The organism is Hymenobacter sp. 15J16-1T3B, assembly GCF_020711235.1.
Taxonomy (GTDB): domain Bacteria; phylum Bacteroidota; class Bacteroidia; order Cytophagales; family Hymenobacteraceae; genus Solirubrum.
Genome location: NZ_JAJFAV010000017.1, coordinates 34,469 through 57,485, shown reverse-complemented (window position 1 = coordinate 57,485; position 23,017 = coordinate 34,469). Strand labels below are relative to the sequence as shown.

18 protein-coding genes are annotated in these 23,017 nt (G+C 68.2%); 6 read left to right on the top strand and 12 right to left on the bottom strand.

What is annotated here, in order from left to right:
• Nucleotides 1-1,857, bottom strand: a complete 1,857-nt coding sequence (locus tag LJ737_RS22635; protein WP_227769039.1) for a M2 family metallopeptidase — start codon at nucleotides 1,855-1,857, stop codon at nucleotides 1-3.
• Nucleotides 1,858-2,017: 160 nt separating this feature from the next.
• On the opposite strand from LJ737_RS22635, the gene LJ737_RS22630 reads away from it, so the two are divergent.
• The gene (locus tag LJ737_RS22630) at nucleotides 2,018-2,818 is read left to right on the top strand and encodes a sterol desaturase family protein (RefSeq protein WP_227769038.1); all 801 of its coding nucleotides are present in this window, start codon (nucleotides 2,018-2,020) and stop codon (nucleotides 2,816-2,818) included.
• A 122-nt stretch (nucleotides 2,819-2,940) separates the two neighbouring features.
• On the top strand, nucleotides 2,941-3,585 hold the full coding sequence (locus LJ737_RS22625; protein WP_227769037.1) for a hypothetical protein: 645 nt from the start codon (nucleotides 2,941-2,943) through the stop codon (nucleotides 3,583-3,585).
• A gap of 8 nt (nucleotides 3,586-3,593) precedes the next feature.
• Here the strand turns inward: LJ737_RS22625 and LJ737_RS22620 are convergent, their stop codons facing one another.
• The 4 genes from LJ737_RS22620 to LJ737_RS22605 all read right to left on the bottom strand — a co-directional run bounded on the left by LJ737_RS22620 (nucleotide 3,594) and on the right by LJ737_RS22605 (nucleotide 10,339).
• Nucleotides 3,594-4,532, bottom strand: coding sequence for a zinc-dependent peptidase (locus tag LJ737_RS22620; protein WP_227769036.1), 939 nt, complete (start codon nucleotides 4,530-4,532; stop codon nucleotides 3,594-3,596).
• Nucleotides 4,533-4,701: 169 nt separating this feature from the next.
• Nucleotides 4,702-6,831 carry an RICIN domain-containing protein gene (locus LJ737_RS22615; RefSeq protein WP_227769035.1) on the bottom strand — a complete coding sequence of 710 codons (2,130 nt, stop codon included), beginning with the start codon at nucleotides 6,829-6,831 and terminating at the stop codon, nucleotides 4,702-4,704.
• A gap of 266 nt (nucleotides 6,832-7,097) precedes the next feature.
• Nucleotides 7,098-9,848 (bottom strand): glycoside hydrolase family 2 TIM barrel-domain containing protein, encoded by a 2,751-nt coding sequence (locus LJ737_RS22610; protein ID WP_227769034.1) that lies wholly within the window; start codon nucleotides 9,846-9,848, stop codon nucleotides 7,098-7,100.
• Between the two features lie 128 nt (nucleotides 9,849-9,976).
• Complete coding sequence (locus LJ737_RS22605) at nucleotides 9,977-10,339, bottom strand: low molecular weight protein tyrosine phosphatase family protein (RefSeq protein ID WP_227769033.1); 363 nt, start codon at nucleotides 10,337-10,339, stop codon at nucleotides 9,977-9,979.
• Between the two features lie 181 nt (nucleotides 10,340-10,520).
• Here LJ737_RS22605 and LJ737_RS22600 point away from each other — a divergent pair, with 181 nt between their 5' ends.
• Together LJ737_RS22600 and LJ737_RS22595 are read left to right on the top strand one after the other, a co-directional pair.
• Entirely contained in the window at nucleotides 10,521-11,432 is a 912-nt protein-coding gene (locus tag LJ737_RS22600; RefSeq protein ID WP_227769032.1) for an ABC transporter ATP-binding protein, read from the top strand.
• The gene (locus LJ737_RS22595; protein WP_227769031.1) at nucleotides 11,432-15,019 is read left to right on the top strand and encodes a M1 family aminopeptidase; all 3,588 of its coding nucleotides are present in this window, start codon (nucleotides 11,432-11,434) and stop codon (nucleotides 15,017-15,019) included. The genes LJ737_RS22600 and LJ737_RS22595 overlap by 1 nt, the downstream gene beginning before the upstream one ends.
• Before the next feature lie 81 nt (nucleotides 15,020-15,100).
• On the opposite strand, the gene LJ737_RS22590 is transcribed toward LJ737_RS22595, so the two are convergent.
• Together LJ737_RS22590 and LJ737_RS22585 are read right to left on the bottom strand one after the other, a co-directional pair.
• Nucleotides 15,101-16,522 carry a DEAD/DEAH box helicase gene (locus LJ737_RS22590; protein ID WP_227769030.1) on the bottom strand — a complete coding sequence of 474 codons (1,422 nt, stop codon included), beginning with the start codon at nucleotides 16,520-16,522 and terminating at the stop codon, nucleotides 15,101-15,103.
• Between the two features lie 121 nt (nucleotides 16,523-16,643).
• Nucleotides 16,644-17,675, bottom strand: a complete 1,032-nt coding sequence (locus LJ737_RS22585) for a YihY/virulence factor BrkB family protein (protein ID WP_227769029.1) — start codon at nucleotides 17,673-17,675, stop codon at nucleotides 16,644-16,646.
• Between the two features lie 132 nt (nucleotides 17,676-17,807).
• Here LJ737_RS22585 and LJ737_RS22580 point away from each other — a divergent pair, with 132 nt between their 5' ends.
• Entirely contained in the window at nucleotides 17,808-18,326 is a 519-nt protein-coding gene (locus tag LJ737_RS22580) for a DUF2062 domain-containing protein (RefSeq protein WP_227769028.1), read from the top strand.
• 83 nt (nucleotides 18,327-18,409) lie between these two features.
• Here the strand turns inward: LJ737_RS22580 and LJ737_RS22575 are convergent, their stop codons facing one another.
• The 5 genes from LJ737_RS22575 to LJ737_RS22555 form a co-directional block, all read right to left on the bottom strand.
• On the bottom strand, nucleotides 18,410-19,447 hold the full coding sequence (locus LJ737_RS22575) for an enhanced serine sensitivity protein SseB C-terminal domain-containing protein (protein ID WP_227769027.1): 1,038 nt from the start codon (nucleotides 19,445-19,447) through the stop codon (nucleotides 18,410-18,412).
• Between the two features lie 95 nt (nucleotides 19,448-19,542).
• Nucleotides 19,543-19,977, bottom strand: coding sequence for a c-type cytochrome (locus LJ737_RS22570; protein ID WP_227769026.1), 435 nt, complete (start codon nucleotides 19,975-19,977; stop codon nucleotides 19,543-19,545).
• A 4-nt stretch (nucleotides 19,978-19,981) separates the two neighbouring features.
• Nucleotides 19,982-20,671 (bottom strand): SCO family protein, encoded by a 690-nt coding sequence (locus LJ737_RS22565; RefSeq protein WP_227769025.1) that lies wholly within the window; start codon nucleotides 20,669-20,671, stop codon nucleotides 19,982-19,984.
• 3 nt (nucleotides 20,672-20,674) lie between these two features.
• Nucleotides 20,675-21,103, bottom strand: a complete 429-nt coding sequence (locus LJ737_RS22560; protein WP_227769024.1) for a hypothetical protein — start codon at nucleotides 21,101-21,103, stop codon at nucleotides 20,675-20,677.
• Between the two features lie 172 nt (nucleotides 21,104-21,275).
• Nucleotides 21,276-21,788, bottom strand: coding sequence for a DUF4112 domain-containing protein (locus LJ737_RS22555; protein ID WP_227769023.1), 513 nt, complete (start codon nucleotides 21,786-21,788; stop codon nucleotides 21,276-21,278).
• A gap of 138 nt (nucleotides 21,789-21,926) precedes the next feature.
• On the opposite strand from LJ737_RS22555, the gene LJ737_RS22550 reads away from it, so the two are divergent.
• Nucleotides 21,927-22,925 (top strand): aldo/keto reductase, encoded by a 999-nt coding sequence (locus tag LJ737_RS22550; protein ID WP_227769022.1) that lies wholly within the window; start codon nucleotides 21,927-21,929, stop codon nucleotides 22,923-22,925.
• The last annotated feature ends 92 nt before the right edge of the window (nucleotides 22,926-23,017 follow it).

Below are 23,017 nucleotides of genomic sequence, written 5' to 3'. Positions count from 1 at the left end.
TTACATGGTGTATTTACGGCCTTTGTTCTGCTGCTGCAAGTAGGTCATCAGCGGCTTGAAATAGTCGACCATGGCGCGGGCAGAAAGGTCCTCGCCGGTTTTCTCGCGCAGCAGGGCGCGCCAGTCGGCGGAGGCGCCGGGGTACATGATGTCGCGCAGGAACTGGCCTACTTCCTTGTTGCCGTAGTAGTTGGTGGCGTGCGGGTCCTGGTGCAGAATCTGCTTGCTGATGTGGTCGTGGAGCTGGAACAGGATGACGTAGCTCAGCGCGTAGTCGTAGTACTGGGCCGGGTCGTCGTTGATGTGGGTCTTGGTGGCCGGGTCGAGGTACTGCTCGCCGCGGGCGGTGGGGGGCACAATGCCCTGGTACTCCTTGGCCAGCTGCCACCAACGGGCGTTGAGCTGGTCGGCCGCCAGGTCATCGGCGTAGAAGTTGTTTTCCCATTCGCTCATCACGCCCGAGGCGAAGGGAATGAACACCACGTAATTCAGGGCTTCCTTCAGCAGCGTCTGCGTCTGATTGGTTTGCGTCTTGGGGTCGACCAGGCTCAGGCCCGCCAGGAAGGGTTTTTGGGTGGCGGCCAGGCCCATCAGGCTGCCCATGGCTTCGTGGTAGGCGCGGTTGGCGCCGCCGCGCAGCAGCACGGGCACGTCGGGGTTGGTGTAGGTGAGGTAGTAGTAAATGTGGCCCAGTTCGTGGTGGGTCGTCTCGTACCACTCCGTGTTGGGCTCCACGCTCATTAGGCTGCGCACGTCCTGGTCGAGGTCCATGTGCCAGGCCGAAGCGTGGTTGTTTTTCTTGTAGGTAGCGCCGGTCGGCAGCGGGTAGAGGCTGCTCTTGGTCCAGAACGTTTCGGGCAGGGCCGGAAAGCCCAGGCTCTGGTAAAACCGCTCGGCCTGCTTGACCTGCCATTCGGCACCTTTCTTGGCCAGAATGGGGTCGAGGTTGAGGCCTTTCACGTCGACCAGGGCGCTCCAGTCCTGGCCCCAGCGGTTAGGCAGCCAGTGAGCGGGCAGGTAATCAGGCACCTGCTTGGCGCCGTACTTTTTGGCCAGTTCGTAGCGGGCGTAGGTGTGCAGTTCGCGGTAGAGCGGGCGCAGCTCCTGGTTGATTTTGCGCACCAGCTCCATCATTTCCTGCCGGGTCATGCCGTAGTCGGAGGCCTGGTAGGTGAAGTAGTCGGGGTAACCCAAGCCCTGCACCACCTTGTTGCGCAGGGCGCGCAGGTTCAGCAGGCCGTCCTTGAGCGTGGGCCCCACGGCCTTGGAGGCTTCCCAGGCGGCCAGACGCTTTTGCGGGTTCTTTTCCTCGCGCAGCACCCGGTCCAGGTCGTTGGTCGTCACCGCCTTGCCCTGGTACTTGTAGGTGAAGCCGTAGAGCTTCTCGGTTTGCTGGGTTTCGGCCTTGATGCGCAGTTTCACCACGTCGCCGGCCGTTTGGGGCGAGGCGGCGGCGTTGTAGAGGGCAGTTTTGAGCTGCTTGACCTGCAGGGGCGTCAGCTCGCTTTCGTGGCCCAGCAGCTGGCGCAGCCGCTCGATGTTGACGGTGCTGCCGGTGAAGGCGGCCAGGGCTTCGTTGGCGCGGGCCGTGGCGGCGGCGTTGCTGGAGTCGCCGGCCACGATGTGGGTGTTGGAGCGCCATTCCGCCTCGCTCGACTGGGTGTAGAGCTGCTGGTATTTGCCCGAGTAATCTTTCAAAAACTCCTCGGCTTCGTTGCGCCAGTTGGTGGGCGCAACGGGCTGGGTGGCCGGCTCGGCCGGCGCGGGCGGCGGGGTGGCGGCGGTGGGGGCGGTGGCTTTCTGGGCGCAGCCGGCCAGCAGGGCGGCCGTGAGCAGGGGCAGGACGTGCTTGTGCATGGGGAAAAGCGGAAAACCGGGCGCAGGGCCGCCCGAACCGGTGAAGTGCGCCGAAAATAACCATCCGCAGCCATACCGGCCCGGCGGCGCACCATTGAGCGGACCGGGCGCTATTTTCGACGGCACGTTGTTGCCCTCAGGTCTTCTGCCGTTTTAAGTCATGCCAGCCCCCGTCTCCTTCGCCGAAATCGGCGCGCATTACGCCGTCAACCTCGTTATCCTGGTTATGCGCTACGCCCTGTTTGCCGGCGTTGCCTACCTGGTATTTTGGGTGTGGCGCCGCGCCCAGTGGCAGCCCCGCCGCATTCAGCCCTCGTTTCCGGAGCGTCAACATCTGCGCACCGAAATCGTGTATTCCGGGCTCAGCTGCCTGATCTTCGCGGCGGTGGGAGCGGGGTTGTTCGTCGCCCGCAAGCACGGCTACTCGCTCCTGTACACCGACGTGAGCCGCTACGGCTGGCCCTACCTCGTGCTGAGCGTGGTGGTGGCCATCGGGGCCCACGACGCGTATTTCTACTGGACGCACCGCTTCATGCACCTGCCGGTGGTGTTTCGCTATGTGCACCGGGTGCACCACCTCTCGCGTAATCCCTCGCCCTGGGCCGCTTTCTCGTTTCACCCCCTGGAAGCGGTGATTGAGGCCGCCATTGTGCCGTTGCTGGCGTTTGTGCTGCCCCTGCACCCGCTGGCGCTGGGCGGGTTTATGCTCTACCAGATGGGCATGAACGTGCTCGGTCACCTCGGCTACGAGCCCTACCCGCGGTGGTTTCTCCAGACGCGCTTCGGGCGGCTGCATAACACCAGCACCCACCACAACATGCACCACCAGTACGTCCGCCACAACTTCGGGCTGTACTTCAACTGGTGGGACCGGCTCATGGGCACCAACCACCCCCGCTACGAGGAGCGGTTTGAGCAGGCCGCCGGCGGCCTGCCCGCCAAGGAAAAACAATTGGCTTAGACCGGCCCCCGGCTGGTGGCGGCAAGTGGGCGCGGGAAAACAGGGCCACTCACATGAATTGGGGATGCGCGCGAGGCGGCCTGGCTGGTATACTTGCGGGGAAGTTCTCCCTCTCGCCGTCCATGGCCACCAGACACAAAGTCATCCTGCTCGGCGCCTTGGCCATTGCCTACGGCTGCGGCCACATCTACCTGCAGCAGCGCTATTCCGATACCGTGCTCGACCGCATCCGCGCGCTGGAGCCGCAGTCGGCCGCGGCGGTGCGGGCCTTGCCGACGGGCGCGCCCGTGCTGGTGGAGGGCACCGTCGCCGAAACCAACCCCAAGCACAACTACTCGCTGGTGGCCTACGTGCGCAGCAGCGAGCTGAAGCTGTCGAGAAACGAGCCGGGCCACTGGGTGGAGGACGACTGGGTGGCGCCCCGGCTGCAGCTCAACATTGCGGGCGGCACCGCTACCCTGGAGCCGGGCTACGCCCTGCGCAAGACGTCGGTGGGCCGCCAAACCAAGCTCTACCACTACAGCGGCTTCGACCGCGGCGCCAAGGTGTTTGCCGTGGGCACGCGCACGGCGGCGGGCACCATTCGGGCGCGGGCGCTGTACGGCGGCACGCGGGACCGGTTTCTGTTCACGAGCACCGGCGAAACCTGGGTTACCTACTTCACCGATTTGTTTGCCATCGGCTTGGGCACCCTGATGATAGGCGTGACGGTGTGGGCCACGCGCGGCCGGCCGGTGGCGCCGCGGCGGGCCGTGCGCGTCAGCTAACTGCGCCCTTACGCCGCGTCGGCCTCTTGGGCGCGCTGGCAGCAGTTCTTGAACTTCTCGCCTGAGCCGCAGGGGCAGGGGTCGTTGCGGCCCAGGCGCTTGGGCGCTTTCTTGAGCAGGCGGCGCGGGTCGAAGCGGGCGTAGCGCAGGCCGGGGTCCTGGCGAAAGGTGCGGGTGAGCAGCTCGTAGAGGGCCGGGTGGTGTTGCTCCAGCTGCTCGGGCTTCTCGAAGAAGTACTCCAGCACCACGGCGAAAAATTCGGCCGTGCTCGTGCCGCCGTAGTCGCCGATGGTGGATTTGCCGGCCCGGATCTGCTCGATTTCCTCGTGCATCACGCGCCGCCACTCCGGCACCAGCTCCCGCGGCAGCATGAGCAGCGGCACCCCGTCGATTTGCCCGTCGGCCTCGTCGAGCAGGTGGGCAAACTCGTGAATGCCCACGTTCTGCTTGTCCTTGGCGTCGCGGAAGCCCTGCTCCAGCGCGGCCTTGCTCAAGCGCATGTAGTGGTCGGTCTGGAAGTTCTGGACCGAGCCGAGCAGGGTGCCTTCCAGCGGCGCCACTTCCTGGAATTCGTCGCGCGGCAGCTGCCAGGCATCGGGGAAGACGAGCACCTCGCCCAGGTTGTCGTACTCCCAGCCGCCGCGGAAGCCGAAGATGGGAATGACGGCCGAGCAGGCCACCAGCAGCCGCGTCGCATCATCGATGCTGGTTTTGATGCCGGTGATGCGCGTTTGGGCGAGAAACAGCTGCACTTGCTTTTCGAAGCGCAACTTTTCCGTGTCGGTGAGGGCGGAGTAAAAGGCCACGCGCTCGGTCAGCAGCTGCCGCCAGGCCTCGGGAAAGGGCTGGCGCAGCACCGCCGCCCGCTGCCGCGGGCCGGCCGTGGCGAAGCGGTAAATCACGAAGGCCACCAGGGCCAGTACGGCCAGGCCGATGAGGTAATTCATAGCGCGCAAGAACGGCAGGCGCGGCGGATAGTTGCGGCCCGGGCCGTAGCAAGGGAACCAGCACGTCATCCTGAGCAGAGCGAACCGAAGGTCGACGTAGTCAAGGACCTTCGGTTCGCTCTGCTCAGGATGACGGGCTAATAACCTGCGTACCGCTGCTATTCCGCACTCACTGCTTCACCACGCGGCGGTGCGTCTGCCCGCCACTGGTGCTGACCGTCAGCGTGTAGATGCCCGCCGGCAGGCCGCGCAGGTCTAGTTGCCCGCGGCGGCTGATGCTCAGGCGGCGGCAGGCTCGCCCCGTCAGGTCGCGCAGCGTCAGCTCGGCCGGTTCGGCGCCGGTCGTCACGTTCAGCACATCCTGCGCCGGGTTGGGATACACTTGCGCCTCGGCGGCGCCCGTTGCAGCCGCGGCGGCCGTAACCAGGCTGCCGCGGGCTACCGGCGCGGGCACGAAGCCCTGGGCGTTGAGCCGCCACTTAAACGAGGAGAGGCTGGGGTCGAGCACGTTCTGCACGATGGCGGCGTTGTCGGCCGTGGAGCCGCTTTGCGGGCGCAGGTACTTGCCGGAGGAGCGGTTTTTCAGCCAATAGTAGTCGGCGTCGCCGGAGGGCTGCAGCTGCCACTGGCTCGCGGACTCGTAGCGGTTCGTGGCGTCGAGCACCACCTGGCCAATGGGGCGGCCGTCGAGGTTGTACTCGGCGCTGCTGCCGGTGGGGCGCAGGGCGCGGCCGGTGTACTGGTTCAGCAGGTAGAAGTAGCCCGGCTCGGCCGGCTGCACCAGCCACCGGAAGGAGCTGAGCGTGAGGTCGGGGCTGGTGTCCTGCACGATGTTGTTGGTGCTCAGCCCGTCCAGGGGCCGCAGGTAGCCGCCCGTAAGCTTGTCGACGGCCAGAAAGGTCTGCTGCTCCACCGGGGCCGCGTCGCCCTCGGCGTACACGAGCTGGCTGAGCACCTTGCCCTGATAATCCAGGTTGTAGACGTGGGTGCTGCGCGGGGCCAGCGTGCCGTTGAGCTGGGTGGTGGCGCCCGGGTAGCCTTCGAGTTTGATGCGCACCTGCTCGGCGCCGTGGTAGGCGTTATCGAGGGCGGCGCGGTAGGTATAGCTGGTGCTGGCCTGCAGGTTCATCAGCATCACGGTGTAGCCCGGGGCCGTGCCCGTGGAGCAGCGCATGGCCACGACCACCACGCGGTCGGCTTCGCCGCTTTGCTGGCCGTTCATCACGTTGTCGCGGCGGTGCTGGCTGAGCAGCGCCAGGTGCTGCAGGGTGGAGCGGCGCGAGCCGTCGGCGTTGAATAGGGAGAAGTCGGTGCTGCCCTGGCTGCCGTTGCTTTCGTAGATGCTCCAGGGTACCACGGCCAGGCCGCTGCGCTTCATCACCTCTTTGGCCATCAGGGCCACAAACTGCCCGGCCCGAAAATCCCAGGGCTTAAGCTGCCCGCTGCCCGAGCCGGCTTCGGCATTCACCTCCATCAGGGCCAGGCGCAACGCCGGGGAACCGATGCCCAGGCCGGTGCGCGTGGCGTTGGCCGCGTCGATATAGCCCTGCAGCAAGTCAAAGCGCGCGTCCAGCTCCGACTCGGTTTTGTCGCCGTAGAAGTGAAAGGAGAGGTAGTCGAGCATGGGCACGGCGCCCACTTTCTGCACGCCCACGTCCTCCAGAAACTTCTTGTAGTAGTCGCTGATAACCTGCGGGTAGAACAGCCGGAAGTCCGGCCCGACGAGCTTGCTGCCGGGCGCGGTGGTTTTGAGCTGGGTGGCCAGCAGCTTGAACTGCGCCACCCAGCTCGCGTAGGTGTAGCCGCCGGTGGCCGGAAACGAGTAGGTGCCCGCCGACCACGCCGCCGGCTCGTTGAGGGTCGTGGTGCTGGCGTCGGCCGGGTCGGCCTCGTTGCCGATGGACCAGTAGGTAATGTTGTAGCCCTTGGTGGTGTTGAAGTAGGTGATAAAGCTGTTGAGCTGCGCCGGGGTGAGCTGGATGGGCACCTGCACGATGGGCTCACAGCCGGTGGCTTTGGCGTACTGAATGGCCGCGTCGTACTGGCTGGGCGAGGTCCAGTCGTTGTTGTAGAGGTTGCCGCCGATGCGCATCCACTGCAGGTCGGCTTCCTTCAGGCTGGCCTGCAGCGGCGAGAGGCTGGCCCCCGGGTACCAGTAGTTGACGCCGAAAAAGCGCGCGTTGATGGCCTGCGCCCCGACCCGGCTCGGGCCCGCGAACAGAAGCAGCGCCAGCAACAGCAGGCAGCGGCCGGGCCCGCCGGTGGGCAATACACGGGAATGCGGTAAGGTGTTGGGCATGATGGGAATGATGGTTGTGGTGGGAAAAGGAAGCACTCAGCCGGAGCCAGGCCCCGGAGCTGATTCGGTAGGAGTGGAGGCGGCGCGAAACCGCACGGCGGGGCATTGGTAGAGCGGCCGGCCCGGGTGCAGAGCCGATTGAACCGCGCCGGGAAGGCGTGGACCGCGGGGACGCGGCCGGCCATAGAAAGGCGGCGCGCTTGTTGGGCACGGAGTACCGGGCGCCGGTTAAAAGCCGCCGCGAAAAAATTTATGAACGAGAGCCGCTAGTACAGCCGCTTGACCTGAATACCGTTGAGCACCGCCTCGCCGCGCTGCGCCCGAAACTCCACCACGATGCCCTGCCCGGCCGGCGCCTTGACCGGAAAGCTCAGGCTCACGGCCTGCAGGGGCGTCAGGTAGTGGTCGGGGCCCAGGGCCGCGGCCACCACTTGCCCGTTGATCAGCACGTCGAAGCGGCGGCTGGGGGCGGGCGCTGCCCCGGGCGCGGCGCCGGGCTGGGCGAGGTTGTAGACCAGCTGCTCGGCGGGCGGGGCCGTTTCCAGCTCCGCGAAGTGCAGCGTCACTTCGTACTGCCCGGCGGGCACGTCGAGGCGAAACTGCTGCAGGCCCACGCGCTGGGTTTGGTACACCGCGTCGTATTCGGTGCCGAGAATGTTGCGGCTGGAGCCGTAGGGCAGCTGCCCGTTGCCAGCCTGCCGGTACACCTGCCCGCCCACGTAGCCCCAGCCGCCGGGCTGGTAGGCCTGCTCGGGCAGCCACACCTGCTGCCGGGCCTCGTCGCTGAATTGCCGCTCGTCGCCCAGGCTCACGTTCAGCTCGGTGAAGGGCACGGCCGCCGCAGTCAGCTGCGCGGGCACCAGCTGAAACTCGATGTCGGCTTGGTCGGTAACGGTCTGGCCCGGCACGGTGGCCACCAGCTGATTGGTTCCGGGACCGAACGGCACCTGGAAGCGCGCCACGCCCTCCGCAGCCGGCTTGGTGCCCAGCGTGCGGCCGTTCAGGCGCAGCTCCACGGCCGGCTGGTTGGTAAACACGTCCACGGCCTGGCGGCACACGAGCGAATCCGGGCCGGCAGCCACGCCCGCGCGCCGCCGCCAGCCCCGCGCCCCGATGGCCACAAACGGCGCGGAGAGCAGCTGGGCCTGGTAGAGCAAATAGGCGTCCTTGGGCTGCCGGTCCCCGGTTAGCAAGCCCTTGTTGTTGACGTGCGGCACGGCTTCCTGCCGCTTTTCGGAGTTGAATTCGGCCAAGTTCCACACCGCGCTGCCGGCCACGAAGGGGCGGGTCCGCATTTCCCGCAGGTAGTACTGGTGGTAGGCGGTGGAGTACTCGCTGGTTTTGTCGAAGCGCCGGGGCTGCAGGCTGTGCAGGCGGATGTCGGAATCGGCGCCGTACTCCGTGACCAGCAGCGGCTTGTCGGGCAGCTCGCGGCGGTGGCGCTCCAAAAACGCCGGGAAGTCCTCCAGCTTGGGCGAGTACCAGCCCTGGTAGAGGTTCCAGCCCACCACCGTCGGAATGCGCAGCAGGCCCGCGTCGCGGTACAGCTCGAAGGCGCCGTGGCACACGAGCATGGTGGCCCGGGCGGGGTCTTCGCGGCGGGTGAGGTCGTCGAGGCGCTGGGCCAGGCGGGCCACGTTTTGCAGGTAGGCGCGGCCGGCGTCGTTGTCCTTTTTCAGGCCCGGTGGCAGCTGCAGCAGCACCTCGTTCATGTAGGCCCAGATGACCACCGACGGGTGGTTGTAGCTCTGCCGGATCATCTCGGTCTGCATCGAGTCGCAGCGCCGGTAAAAGGCCTCCGACTCGGTAATGGCGTTGACGACGGGTATTTCCACCGAGGCTAGAATGCCCAGCCGGTCGCAGGCCTGGAGCACGGCGGGGTCCTGCGGGTAGTGCGACACGCGCAGGAAGTTGCCGCCCATCTGCTTGACGAGGCGCACGTCGCGCTCGTGCAGGGCTTCGGGCAGGGCGTTGCCGAGCCCGGGCTGGTCCTGGTGGCGGTTGGTGCCGATGAGCTTGAGCGGCTGCCCGTTCAGGAAAAAGCCCTGGGCTGCATCGAAGCGAAACCAGCGCAGCCCCACGGGGTTGACCACCTCGTCGAGCGGCTGGCCCTGCTCGCTGAGCACTTCCGACACCACGCGGTAGAGGTACGGGTCGGCCGGTGACCACAGATGCGGCCGCTGCACGGGCTTGAACGCCTGCTCGAACGCGCCTTGCTGCCCCGCCTTGAGCTTGAGTTTAACGGTGTGTTCGGCCACCACGCGGCCGGCCGCGTCGAGCAAGCGGCTGCGCACCCGCACGGTGCGCGGGGCCGCATCCGCGTTGCGGACCGCCCCGCGCAGCTGCACCGCAGCCGCCGCGGCCGACACCGCGGGCGTGGTCACGAACACGCCCGCGGAGGCGTAGTTGTCGAGGTCGAAATGCACGGGTTGGGCCGCCACCAAGGACACGCCCCGGTACAGACCGCCGTAGAAGGTGAAATCGGCCGACAGCGGCGGAATGTTCGGGTTGTGGCGGTTGGTGACTTGCACCAGCAGCTCGGCGGCGTTGTCTTGGGTAGCCGTGGCCCGCAGCGCCTCGCTGAGCGGCACGCGAAAGGCCGTGTAGCCGCCCGCGTGGCGGCCGGCCAGCCGCCCGTTCACGTACACCGCGGTTTCCTGGTTGGCCCCGGCAAAGTGCAGGTACAGGCGCTGCTGCTGCCAGCCAGCGGGCAGAAGCAATGTTTTGCGGTACCAGCCCGTGCCGCGGTAGTAGCCCGGCTCGTCGTCGAGCACGTCCTGCGCATTCCAGGTGTGGGGCAGGCTCACGGCTTCCCAGCCGGTGGCGGGCGGCGCGGCGGGGCTGAGGCGGCCTTCGGCGTCCTTCTGAAACTGCCAGCCGGTGTTCAGACGCTGGGTGGTGCGGCCCTGGGCCCAGGCGGCGGCGCTTAGCCCCGGCAACAAGAGCAACAGGATGAGCCGCCGCCCGGCCGTCGGCAACGACCGGAGCGCGGCCCCGACGGGCCAGCCAAAAACCATGATGGAGCGCGAGAAGGTGAGAAGTGCCTTCAAGCTTCCGAAACCGGAGTCCGGCAAGCAAGCAAAGCCCTGGATTTACTCACGGAAACGTTTGCGGGCGGCCCGTTGGCAGGTGCTCAGAGTCCGCCTCAAAGGCTGCCTAGCGGCAGGTGCGGCGCTAAGTTGGCGCGCAGCAAGGCCACGAGTTGCGGGTCCTGGAATTGATAATGGTCCGGAATGCGCAGGCACACCAGGGGCTTGCCGCGCAGCTCGTCGGCAAACTTGGCCCGCAACCGCTCGGCGTGCCGCTTTTCCATCACAAACACCGCGTCGGCCCAGCCCAGGTGCCCGGCCGTGACGCGCACGCGGGCGCCAGGCTCGGTGCCCGCCGAGCGGGCTTCGTAGTGCGGGTGGTGGTCGAACAGGCGCTCGGCCGTGAGGCTGCGCCAGCGGTTCATGCTGCAAATGAAGAGCAGCTTGCTGGCAGTGGCGGCAATAGTGGGCTCCGGCAAATGGGTAAGGGCAAGTAGGAGAAGGGGCCGAAAGTACGCCAGTACGTTATGAGAAATCGGCCGGCGGCCGAAGGTAAGCAGGCAACTAATTATTTCAAAGGTACCTTGCGAAACAAAGTACCTTTTCATACAATTGCAGTGCCCGGCGACGCTGATTTTCCGCCGTCAGGCTCACCTGCCCATGAGCCTCGTTCTGCACAACCTCACCAAAACCTACCCCAACGGCGTGCCCGCCCTACGCGGCGTCACGCTCACCATCCCACGCGGCCTTTACGGCCTGCTGGGCCCCAACGGCGCCGGCAAAAGCACGCTGATGCGCACCATTGCCACGTTGCAGGCGCCCGACGCGGGCAGCATCAGCTTCGAAGGCCGCTCCATCTTCGACGACCCGGAGGCGCACCGGGCGCGCCTGGGCTACCTGCCCCAGGACTTCGGCGTGTACCCCGGCGTGTCGGCGCTGGATTTGCTGGAGTACGTAGCCGTGCTCAAGGGCCTGCACGACAAAGCGGCCCGCCGCGCCCAGATCGAGGCCCTGCTGGTGCAAACCAACCTCTGGGAGCACCGCAAACGAGCCGTGAGCGGGTTTTCGGGCGGCATGCGCCAGCGCTTCGGCATTGCCCAGGCCCTGCTCGGCCAGCCCCGCCTGATGGTCGTCGACGAGCCCACCGCCGGCCTCGACCCGGAGGAGCGCAACCGGTTTCACAACCTGCTCAGCGAAATCGGCGAGCAGGTGGTGGTGATTCTCTCGACCCACATCGTGGAGGACGTGCGCCAGCTGTGCCCGCGCATGGCCATTCTGGCCAGCGGGCGGGTGCTGCGCGAAGGCGCGCCCGACGAGCTGGTGGCCGAGCTGCGCGGCCGGGTGTGGAGCAAGGCCGTGCCCAAAACCCTTGGGGCCCGGCTCAAGGCCGACGGCCTGTGGGTGCTGTCGGCGCAGCTGCACGCCGGCCAGACGCGCCTGCGGGTGCTGGCCGACGCGCCGCCCGCGCCCGGCTTCGCGCCGGTGGAGCCCGAACTGGAAGACGTGTATTTCTACGCCTTGGCCCAGGGCGAAGGCCGCGTGCCCGCCCCCGCCCTAGCCGTGCTATCCTGATGCTGCCCGGCCTGTTGCATTTCGAGTGGCGCTACCACACCCGGCGCGGCCCCTTCGCGGTAGCCGCCGCGGCCCTGGCCGTGATTAGCGCGTTTTTGGTGGGCACCGGTTATGGCCCGGCCAACGTGCACGTGAACTCGCCCTACGTGGTGGCCCAGAGCCTGGCCGTGCTCAGCCTGCTCGGCGTGTTCGTGCTGACGGTATTCTGCGCTCCGGCTGCCCTGCGCGACGTGGAGCACGGCATGACGGGCATCGTGTGGGCCACGCCGGTGGGCAAGCCCCGCTACCTGCTCGGCCGCCTGGGCGGGGCCCTGCTCGCCGGCGCGGCCGTGCTCACGCTGGCCGCGGCCGTGCTGCTGCTGGCCCCGCTGCTGCTGCCGGTGGCGCCCGAGCGCCTGGGCGCGGTGCGGCCCGGGGCCTACCTCTGGGCCTTGCTCGTGCTGGTGCTGCCCAATCTGCTGCTGGTGGGCGCGGTGCTGTTTGCCGTGGCCACGCTCACGCGCAGTACCCTGGCCACCTACGTCGGGGCCGTGGCCATCTACGCCCTGTACCTGGTCACGGCCCTGCTCATCGACTCGCCGCTGATGGCCGGCACGGCCCCGCCCACGCCCGAGGGCCTGGCCCGCGCCGCCCTGCTCGACCCGTTCGGCCTTTCGGCCTTTTTCGAGCAGACGCGCTACTGGACGCCCGCCGAGCGCGACGGGCGCCTGCTCGCGCTGTCGGGCCACCTGCTGCTCAACCGCCTGCTCTGGCTGGGCGTGACGGCGGCGGTGCTGGCGCTGGTGTACGCGCGGTTTTCCTTCGACGAGCCGGCCCGCCGCCCGGCCCCGCGGGTCCGGGCCGGTGCGGAAGCGGTTCCGGACGTCGCCTACGGGCCGGTAGCGCCGGTTTGGGGTTCGGGGGCCGCGTTTAGGCGCGCACTGGGCTGGGCGCTGCGCCTGGAGCTGCGCTACATCCTGCGCGGCTGGCCGTTTCTGACCTTGCTGGCGCTGTGGGTGTTTGTGGTGGGCATGGAATGCAGCGCCCAGACCGGCGGCGGGGAGTTCGGCACCCATCTGCTGCCCACTACCGGCCTGATGCTCGACGCCATCCGCCTGCCCCTGCTGCTGCTCGGCACGGTGGTCGTGGTGTACTACGCGGCCGAGGTGGTCTGGCGCGAGCGGGTGCTGGGCGTCGCGCCCCTGCTCGACGCCACGCCGGCCCCCAACGGGGTGTTTTTCCTGGCCAAAGCCGCCGCCCTGAGCGCCTTGCCGGTACTGCTGGCGTTGGTGGGCATAGCCGTGGGCGCCGCCACGCAGCTGGTGCAGGGCTACGCGCAAGTGGAGGTAGGCCTGTATTTGACCTTGTTGTGGTTGGCGGGCCTGCCGCTGGTGCTCTTTGCCCTGGGCGCGCTGGCCCTGCAGGTCGTCAGCCCCAACCGCTGGCTGGGCATGATGGCCGGGCTGCTGCTGGCTTTCGTGGCCTACCGCGGCAGCGTCGTGGGCCTGGAGCACCCGATGTGGCACTTCGGCACCGGCCCCAGCGGCGCCCACTCCGACCTCGACGGCTTCGGCCCGGTGCTGCCCTCGTTTGCCGCGTTCATGCTCTACTGGGCGTTGCTGGCCGGCTTGCTCACCGCGCTGAGCGGTGGCCTCTGGGCCCGCGGTACCGAAGTCCGCCTGGGCGCCCGCCTGCGCACCCTGCCCCAGCAGTGGCGCCCCGGCACCCGCCGCCTGCTGCTGGCCGGCACCGGCCTGCTGGCAGCCGTGGCCTGCTGGCTATACTGGCAAACCACGGTGCGCCACCCCTGGCAAAGCCGCGCTGCGCACGAAGCCTGGCAGGCCGATTATGAGCGTACCTACCGCCCGCTGGCCCGCCAGCCCCAGCCCGCCATCGTAGCCGTGCGCACCCAAGTCGACCTGTACCCGCGGGCCCGCCGCGCCGCCATCCGGGGCAGCTACGTGCTCGAAAACCAAACTGCCCGGCCGCTCGACACGGTGCTGGTGCAGTGGCCCGAGGACGTGGCCGAAGCCCGCCTCGCCCTGCCCGGCGCCCGCCTTCTGCGCCACGACGCCCGCTTCGGGGTGGACCTGCTGCGGCTGCCCCGGCCCCTGCCGCCCGGTGCCCGCACGCGCCTGCCCTTCCGCCTGGCCCTCGACCGCAGCGGCGTCCGCGCCGGGGGCTTCGGCTACGACGTGACGGCCAACGGCTCCATGCTGATGAGCGCCGAGGTCTTCCCCAGCCTGGGCTACCGCCCCGGCCGCGAGTTGAGCGACCCGGCCGCCCGGCGCCGGCAGCAGCTGCAGGCGCCGGCCACGGCCACGCCGGCCCTGCCTCGTACCGCTGCCGAACTGGCCGCCGTGCACGCCGCCGGCCCCGGCCGCGCCTGGCTCACCCTCGACGCCACCGTAAGCACCGACCCCGACCAGACGGCCCTGGCGCCGGGGCAGCTTGTGCGCCGCTGGACGCGCCACGGCCGGCGCTATTTCCACTACCGGCAGCCGCGCCCCATTACGCCCAATTTCGGCTTTCTCTCTGCCCGCTACGCCGTGCGCCGCGCCCGGCAGGGCCCCGTGACGGTGGAGGTGTGGTACCACCCCCAGCACGCGGCCAACGCGCCGCGCATGCTGGCCGCGGCCACTCGCTCGCTGCGGGTGCTTACCGCCCGTTACGGCGCTTATCCCCACTCCACACTGCGCATTGCCGAAGTGCCGGCCTGGGCCCCGTTCGGGGCTTATGCGCTGCCGGGCCTAGTGCTGTTTACCGAAGACCGGGGCTTCACCGCCGACCCTCAGTCCGCGGACGTGGATTTGGTGCTGCGCCGCGTCGCCCACGAGGTGTCGCACCAGTGGTGGGGCCACACCCTCGACCCGGCCGACGTGCGCGGCGGCAGCACCCTGATCGAAACCCTGGCCAAGCACTCCGAGCAGCTGGTGCTGGCCGATGCCTACGGCCCCGGCAGCCTGCCCGCCGTGCTGGCCTTCGACGAGGACCGCTACCTGGCCGGCCGCACCGTGGAAGCCGCTGCCGAGCCCGCCATGCTCGCCGTCGACGACCAAGCCTACCTCTACTACGGCAAGGGCGCGGTGATGATGAACAGCCTGCGCGTCCGGCTCGGCCCGGCCGCCGTCGACCGCGCCCTGACCCGCCTGCTGGCTACCTATGGCGGCCCGCGCGGCGGCGCCACCACCCGCGACCTGTGGACGGCCCTGCTCACCGAAGCCACCGCGCCCGCCGACCGCGCCGCCGTCGACGAGTGGCTCACCGGCCGGGTGATTCGCGAGCTGCGCGTGGATACCGCCCTGGTGACGCCGACCGGCGGCCAGTACCTGGCCGAGGTGCGCATCAGTGCCCGCAAAACCGCCGGTCAGGGCCGGCGCGACGTAGCGCTGAATCCGGACGGTGAGAGCTTCGACGTAGCCGTGCTGGACGGCCCGCCCGGAACCGGGCGGGAGCTGTACCGCGCCGAAGCGCCCGTCGTCGACGGCCGCATTCAGCTCCAGCTGCGGCTCGGCCGCCGCCCGGCCTATGTGGTGGTGGACCCCGCCGTGCGCTACCTCGACCGCGACCGGACGAACAACCAGCGGCGGTTCGCTGCCAGCAGATAAAGGGACTGAAAACAACGCGGACCGACTAGGAGAAGCAGCTGCTTCTCCTAGTCGGTCCGTTGGTGTAAGCTCAGGGCGCCGTTACCGCACTTCCGTCACGCGCACTTTCTTGCCCTTGATGCGGGCACCGGCCATGCTGTCCTGCACGGCACGGCCGGCTTCGCGGGGCACGGTGATGTAGCTGTAGTGGTCGAATACCTCGATGCGGCCGATGGCCTCGCGCTCCAGGCCGGCCACGTTGACCAGCGCGCCCACCAGGTCGTGGGCACTAACTTTCTCCTTGCGCCCGGCCGACACGTGCAGGGTCACGGTAGTCGGCTTGGGCGTCTTGGCCGCGGGCGGCAGGGCCGGGGCGTGCAGCGGTTCCCACTTGATTTCCTTGGCCACGGCCCAGCGCTGCACCAGCGCCTGCTCGGCGGGCGTGGCCAGGATGTGGGCTGTGCCCGCGGCGCCGGCGCGGGCCGTGCGGCCGGCGCGGTGCTGAAAGGTGTCGGCCTTCTCGGGCACTTCAAACTGGATAACCGTGTCGAGGTCCGTCACGTCGATGCCGCGGGCGGCTACGTCGGTGGCCACCAGGGCCAGGGCCGAGCCGTTGCGCAGCTTCAGCAGGGCTTTGTCGCGCTCGGGTTGGGGCAGCTTGCCGTGCAAGGCCTCGGCGGCCAGGCCGCGGCTGGTGAGGAAGCGGGCCAGCTCCTCGCAGCGCTGGCGGGTGTTGCAAAACACGAGGGCGCGGCCGGTGTCGGGCTTCTGCAGGATGTGAAACAGCGCGGCCGGCTTCTTCTCGGTGATGCCCACGTGGCCCAGCAGGGTCAAGGACTCGGGCAAGGCGTCAGCCTGGGCATCGGCCTGCACGTGGCGGGGGCGGGTGAGGTTTTTGCGCACCAGCTCCAGCACTTTCTCGGGCATGGTGGCCGAAAACAGCAGGGTCTGGCGGCGGCGCGGGAGGCGCTGCACGATATTGGCCAGGGCTTCCTGAAACTTCAGCTCCAGCAGCTTGTCCGTCTCGTCGATGACCAGCAGCTGCAGCTTGTTCGGGACAATCGTGCGGCGGTCGAGGTGGTCGAACAGGCGGCCGGGCGTGGCCACCACTACGTGCGGGGCTTGCTTGAGGCTCTTTGTTTCTTCCTGAAAGCTGTGCCCGCCGTAGAACGCGGCCACGCGCAGGTTCGGCAAAAACTTGCCGAGGCGCTTGAGTTCGTCGCGCACCTGCAGGGCCAGTTCGCGGGCCGGCACGAGCACCAGCACTTGCACCGCGTCCTGCGTCAGGTCGAGCTGCTGGAGCAGGGGCAAGCCGTAAGCGGCAGTTTTGCCCGAGCCGGTGGGCGCCTGCCCGGCAATGTCCTGCCCGGCCAGCACCAGCGGCACCACCTGCGCCTGAATGGCGGTAGGCTGTTCGTAGCGCAGCTCCGCGAGGGCGCGCAGCAGCGGTTCGCTCAGGCCAAGAGCGGCAAAATCGGGGGCGGGAGCGGCGGTAGGAAGGGGCGTAGCGGCAGCGTCGGACATCAGCGGAATCAACAATGGGGCTGCGAAGGTACGAAACTGCCCGGCCGCGGAGCCGGCGCCTGGGCCGCGGCGGGAGAGGAAGGTGACGAGGCGGCGTGTTCGGCCAGCCCGGCCCCGGCCGTTAGTGCGGAAAGTGCAAGCGGCGTACCGCCCGCTGCAGGCGGCTGACGGCCGCGCGCCGGTGCCGGGCCTGGGCCACTTCGGGCGTTTCGGCGGTGGCCAGGTCGGGCACGTTCACGAGGCGGTAGCGCACCCCCGAGGGCTTGGGCCGCAGCGGCTGCCCGCTGTACTGGGCGTACACTTTGGTAAAGCTGGCGCCGAAATAAAACATCATGGCCGAGTAGAACACGAAGAGCAGCAGCAGCACCACCGAGGACGCCGGTCCGTAAATGGGACCCAAGTTGCGCGGCACCAGCAGCAGGTGCAGCACCCGCTCGCCCAGCTCGAACAGCAAGCCCGTGAGCAGGGCCCCGCGCCACAGCGCCGCCCGGGGCACGTGGGCGTGGCTGAGGTTGCGGAACGCCAGGGCAAACCACGCCGTCAGAATCAGCAAGGACACCGCGTTGTTGAGCACCTGCGCCAAAACCAGCATGGCCGTCACGTCGAAATCGGCCACCAGCTCGCCAAATACGTGCAGGATGGAGTCGGCCAGGATGGCGGCCACGGCCAGCGCGGCCGTCACCAGCAGGGCCGAGGCCGAGCGGGCCCGCTCGCGCAGCACCCGCCCGAAACGGCCCACCTGCCGGCGCGGCCGCACCTGCCACAGCTCGTTCAGCGAGTTCTGAATGACCACGAACAGGGTGGTGGCCACGAACAGCAGAAAGCCAAAGCCGGCGGCCGTGACCCAGTGGCTGCGCTGCACGTTGGTCACGTTGGTCACAATCTGCTCCAGCAAATCGGCGCCGGTGCTGCTGATCAGGTCGGCCACTTTTTCCAGCAGCAGGGCCCGCACCTGCGAGGCCGGGTAAATGGCTCCGAGCACGCTGATAAACAAAATCAGGATGGGGGGCAGGGCAAACGTGGTGAAAAACGCCGTGGCCGCGCCCAGCCGCAGCGGGTCGTGGGCCGACAGCTCGCGGGCGGCGCGGCGCAGCAGCGTGAAGAAATCGGGCCAGCGGTGGTGCAGCCGGCCGGTGGGACGTACTTTTGTCATGCCGAACCCCGACAACCCGGGGCGTGGCCGGCCACTCCGGCCAGCCGTAGAAGTGTTGAGTGAAACGCGGCGCGGCCCCGGGCAGTTACCCGAAGGCAACCTGGCCGGCCCCGCGCGGCTCCTGCTGAATAGATGTCGACCGAAACCGTCACCCCCCAACCCGGATTTTTCCGCCGCCGCGTCGTCGAGCCGTTGCTCGGGCAATTACGCAAAGGTCTTTCGCCCACGCAATTGGCGCTTACCGTATCGTTGGGCGCGGCCTTCGGCTTGGTGCCGCTGCTGGGCGTGACCACCGTGCTGGGCACGGCCGTGGCCGTGTGGCTGCGCCTGAACGTGGGCGCCCTGCTGCTGGTGAGCCACCTGATGAGCCCGGTGCAGATTCTGCTGCTGCTGCCCCTGCTGCGCTACGGCGCCCAGCTGCTCGGCGGCGCCACCCGCAACCTGACCCTGGAGCGCCTGCAGTACCTGCTCAGCCACGACTGGCAGGCGGCCCTGCAGCTGTTTTGGCGGGCCGAGGTGGGGGCGCTGCTGCTCTGGCTGCTGGGCTCGGTGCCGGTGGTGCTGGTGCTGTATTTCTTGCTGCTGCCGCTGTTTCGGCGGGTGGCTCAGCGGCAGGCGGCGCAAGAGGCGGCCACCGCTGCTGAAGCCTAGCGGCGCACTGCCGGGGCACGAAAAACCCCGCGTCAACTCAATGGCGCGGGGTTTTGCTTTTGGTAGCCAGGGCTGCAGCCGGCTTAGGCCAGCGTGTCTTCGTCCGAATCCTCGGCCGTAGCGGCCAGGTCGGCGCGCAGGTACACGGGCTCCTGCTGGGTGAAGAAGGCCGTCAGCGGCTCGTTGGGGTCGGGGCTGAGGCGGGCCACGTCAATGGCCGTCTGCTCCAGGTGCTCCTGGATGGCCGGGCCCATTTCCTGCAGGAAGTCCATGTTTTCGTCCTCCACCCCGAAGGCCAGCAGCAGGCGGGAAGGCGCCTCTTCGCCCTCGATCTGCACCTGGGCTAGGTAAGCGACCATGATGTGGGCGTGCTGCGCGCAAAACTCGCGCAGCGCGCTGGCCAAGCCGGCGGGCGGCTCGGGCAAGGGCAGCAGCTGGGCCTGCGGCCCGGCTTCCTGGCCTTCCGCCGGCGGGTTGAAGATGCGGCCAGTCACCATGTCCTCGATTTCCGGGGCCACCAGCAGCTTGCCAAAGGGCGAGAAGGGATTCAGCACGCAATCGGCGCCCTGCGTCATCTGGAAGAAGCCCGGGGCCGGCACGCGCAGGTACGATACCTCGCCTTGCTGGGCGCCGCCCTCGAAAATGCGGTCGATGGAGGAGAAGATGGGCAGGCGGCCGTCGTGGAGCACGTGCAGCTGCACTTCGGTGCCCTCGGCCACGGTTACTTCGCCGGCTTCGGCGCCTTCGGGGGCGTTGGTAAGCACAAACAGCTCGGCCTGCATCAGCTCGTGGTAGAAGGCGAGGCGGTACTGCGGGTCCTGGGCGGCCAGCAGCAGCACCTGCTCCAGGTTGTTGCTGGGCTCGAAGGGCAGGGGCGGCGGCTCAGGCATGGGCGGCATGGGCGGCGCCGTGGCCGAGAACGAAGGCTGGATATCGGCCGCGCTCTTGGCGGCAAAGGCCGGGCGCTGGTAGCGCGGGCCGCCTTCGGGCTTGGCCGGGGCAGGTTGGGCAGGAGCGGGGCTGCTGGCCTCGGTGGGGGCGGGGGCAGCGGGTTGGGGGGCATTAACGGGCGGCGTGGCTGCCGGCTCGTCTTTTTTCTTTAGAAAGTCAAACAGACCCATGAGGCAATAATCGGATGAAGGTGCAAACTACGGATGTTTGGCCGAACAACCAGCCGAAAACTCCCCGAAAGCCGCCGAGGCGCCGCGTGCGCGGCTTAGCGCCCGTCGGAGCCCTGGCAGGCTTCCAGCAGCTGGCTGACTTCGCGAATGGTGTGCTTGGCTCCCCGGTTGCCCCAGGCGCCGTGCACGTAGTTCAGCAGGTTGGTTATCTGCGAGTCGGTCAGGTCCTCGTGGGCCGGCATCACCTGGTCGTAGGTCACGCCGTTCACCACTATCGGCCCGCGTTGCCCGCGCCGGATCAGGCAGGGCAGCTGGTCGCGGTGCTTGGTGAGGTAGTCGGAGCCGGCCAGCGGGGGCATGAGGCGGCGCAGGCCCTCGCCCTGCTCGCCGTGGCAGCTGGCGCAGTGTGAGGCATAGAGGCGCTGGCCCTCGTTCTGCCGGTCGGTAAAGCAGGCCGACAGCACGGCCGCGCCGGCCAGCAGCGCGCCGGCCGTGCGCAGCGCTAGGTGCAAGGAAACCGCGGCGGCCATCGGACTACTTGCTGGCCGTGGCCGCCGGCGCCGGGCCCATTTCTTTCAGCAGCCGCGGCAGCTCTTCGAGCAGGCGGTCCACTTCTTTCTCGTTCACCCCGTCGTACTGCCCGCGCACGTGGCGCTGCGGGTCCACCAGCACGAAGGCCCCGCTGTGCACGGCCCCGCCGGGGGCGGTGCTGTCGCGCTCTGCGGCCACCATGTACTGGCCGGCTAGGCGGAAAATCGTGTCGCGCGGGGCCGTTACGAAGTGCCACTGCTTGGCCGTGGGCACGCCCAGGCGCTGGGCGTAGTCGCGCAGCACTGGCAGGGTGTCGTGCTCCGGGTCGATGGTGTGGGAGAGGAAGCCCACGCGCGGGTCGTCCTTATATTTCTCGTACACGCGCAGCATCTGGCTCTGCATCTTGGGGCAGATGCTCGGGCAGGTGGCGAAAAAGAAGTCGGCGATGTAGACCTTGCCGGCAAAGGTGGCCGGGGTAACTACGGCGCTGTCTTGATCGAGCACGCTGAAGGCGGGAATGCGCGGAAACAGCGTGTCGCCGGGGGCCAGCACGGTGGGGAAGCCCAGCATGGGCAGGGGCTTGTCGGCGGCCGATTCGGCGCCGCCGTTGGGGCGGCAGGCGGGCAGCAGGGCGGCGCAGGCCAGCAGGCCCAGCAGGCCCAGCAGGGGGCGGAAAAATGCTTTTCGGGACATGGTTCAGTGGGCGGCCGGGGCGGCGGCTGACAGCTCCGCGCGGGCCGAATCAATGTTACGCTCCATCAACACGCCCACCGAGTCGATTCGTTTGAACTGCCGGTTCAGGTAGGCCATGGCCACCTCGTGGCGGGTGGTGTCGGCCGGCTTGCGGTACTGGTGCATCCAAGCCATCATGCCCGCGTCGGCGGCGAGCAGGGCGCGGCGGCGCGGGGCGGTGGCGGCCGAGTCGGGCAGCTTGCTCAGTTGCTGGCGCAGCTGGTAGAGCTCGTCCATCTTGGCCATCAGCTCGTCGTGGCGTTTGAGCACTTTTTCTTCGACGAAACCTTGCTGCTCCTTGTCGCTCTGCAGCTGCAGGCAGCCGGGCGCGAGCAGCAGCGCCAGTAAGGGCAGCGCCTGCCACCCGCTCAGGGTACTACGGTGGGTATTCACGCCCGCAAAGGTAACCCCCAAACGCCGGACGGCCAGCGGCCCGCACCTCAGCGGCCGTAGTGGGCGGGCGGGCCTGAGCAATCACCTGGTCCGCGCAGCGTGGCCTCGGACCCGGCGTGCAGGGTGCCACGCTGCGCGGACCACCAAGGTGGCCGCGCTGGAGCATAGGCGGCTACTGAAAATACGCCCAGGCCCAGCGGAACAGCTCGTAGCTGGCCCAGCCAACCAAGGCCAGGATGCCCGCCAGGGCCAGCACAACCATGACAATCAGGCCGGTGCCGGAGCCCTGGTAGCGGCCCTCGCCGTAGTGGCGGCGCAGCAGGCGCACATTTCGCTCGTTGCTCTTGTAGGCGAAGTCGAAGAGGTTGCCGATAACCGGAATGCTGCCCACGATGGTGTCGAGCAGGATGTTGAGTACCATGAGCACCACCACCTTGCGCGAGGCGCCGTGGCGCACCATGGTCAGCACCAGGGCCGCGGAAATGGCAAAAGTGCCCAGCTCCCCGACCACCGGAATAAGGCCCAGCAGCGGGTCGAGGCCAAAGCGAAAATTGGTGCCGGGCAGCCGGAACTGGCTGTCCATCAGCCGCGCCACGTGGTCGACCCACTGCAGGCGGGCGTCGGTTTCGGCCGGGCTGAGGGTGGAGCGCAAACGGGCGTATTTATTGGGCAGAGCGGTTTCCATGGGGAGTCGGAGTAGGAGGTTGGGAATTCTACGCAAACTGCCGGGTCGGGGTGATTTTTCGGGCCGGGCCAATCAATTCGGCCCGCGGACGGTTGTATGCCGTTGTTCCATTTATCCTTCTCCAAACACCTTTTTCGCATGAGCACCTTACCAACGCGCACGCTCGGCCAGCAGGGCCTACAGGTATCGGCCCTGGGCCTGGGCTGCATGGGCATGTCCGATTTCTACGCCGGCCGCGACGACCAGGAAAGCATCCGCACCATTCACCGCGCCACCGAGCTGGGCGTCACTTTCTTCGACACGGCCGATATGTACGGGCCCTATACCAACGAAGAGTTGGTGGGCCGCGCCCTCCAGGACCGCCGCCAGCAGGTGGTCATTGCCACCAAATTCGGCATTCAGCGCGACCCGAACGACCCCACCAAGCGCGGAATCAACGGCCGGCCCGAGTACGTGCGCCAGGCCGTGGAAGGCTCCCTCAAGCGCCTAGGCACCGACCACATCGACCTCTATTACCAGCACCGCGTCGACCCCAATACGCCCATCGAGGAAACCGTGGGGGCCATGGCCGAGCTGGTGAAAGAAGGCAAAGTGCGCTTCCTGGGCCTCTCCGAAGCCGGCGCCGACACCATCCGCCGCGCCCACGCCGTGCACCCCATCACCGCCCTGCAGTCGGAGTACTCGCTCTGGAGCCGCGACCCGGAAGACGGCATCCTGCAGACGGTGCGCGAGCTGGGCATCGGCTTTGTGCCGTACTCCCCGCTGGGTCGCGGCTTCCTCACCGGGCAGATCAAGCGCTTTGAAGACCTGGCCGCGGACGATTACCGCCGCCATACCCCGCGCTTCCAGGGCGAGAATTTTCAGAAAAACCTCGACCTCGTGGCCCGCATTAACGAGCTGGCCCAGCAGAAAGGCTGTACGCCCGGACAGCTGGCCCTGGCCTGGGTGCTGGCCCAGGGCGAGGACATTGCGCCCATTCCCGGCACCAAGCGCGTGCCCTACCTCGAAGAAAACGTGGGCGCCCTGCACGTGCAGCTCACCGCCAACGACCTGCGCCATATCGACGAAATAGCGCCCAAAGGGGCCGCCGCGGGCACCCGCTACCCGGCCGAGATGATGCAAGCCGTGAACCGGTAGGGGCGGCTTAGGGCGGGCGCGTATTTGTACGCGGAGACGAAATCGGGTATTTCTGCCCGCGTTCGGGGCGCCGGGGCTGATGAGGTTTGTGA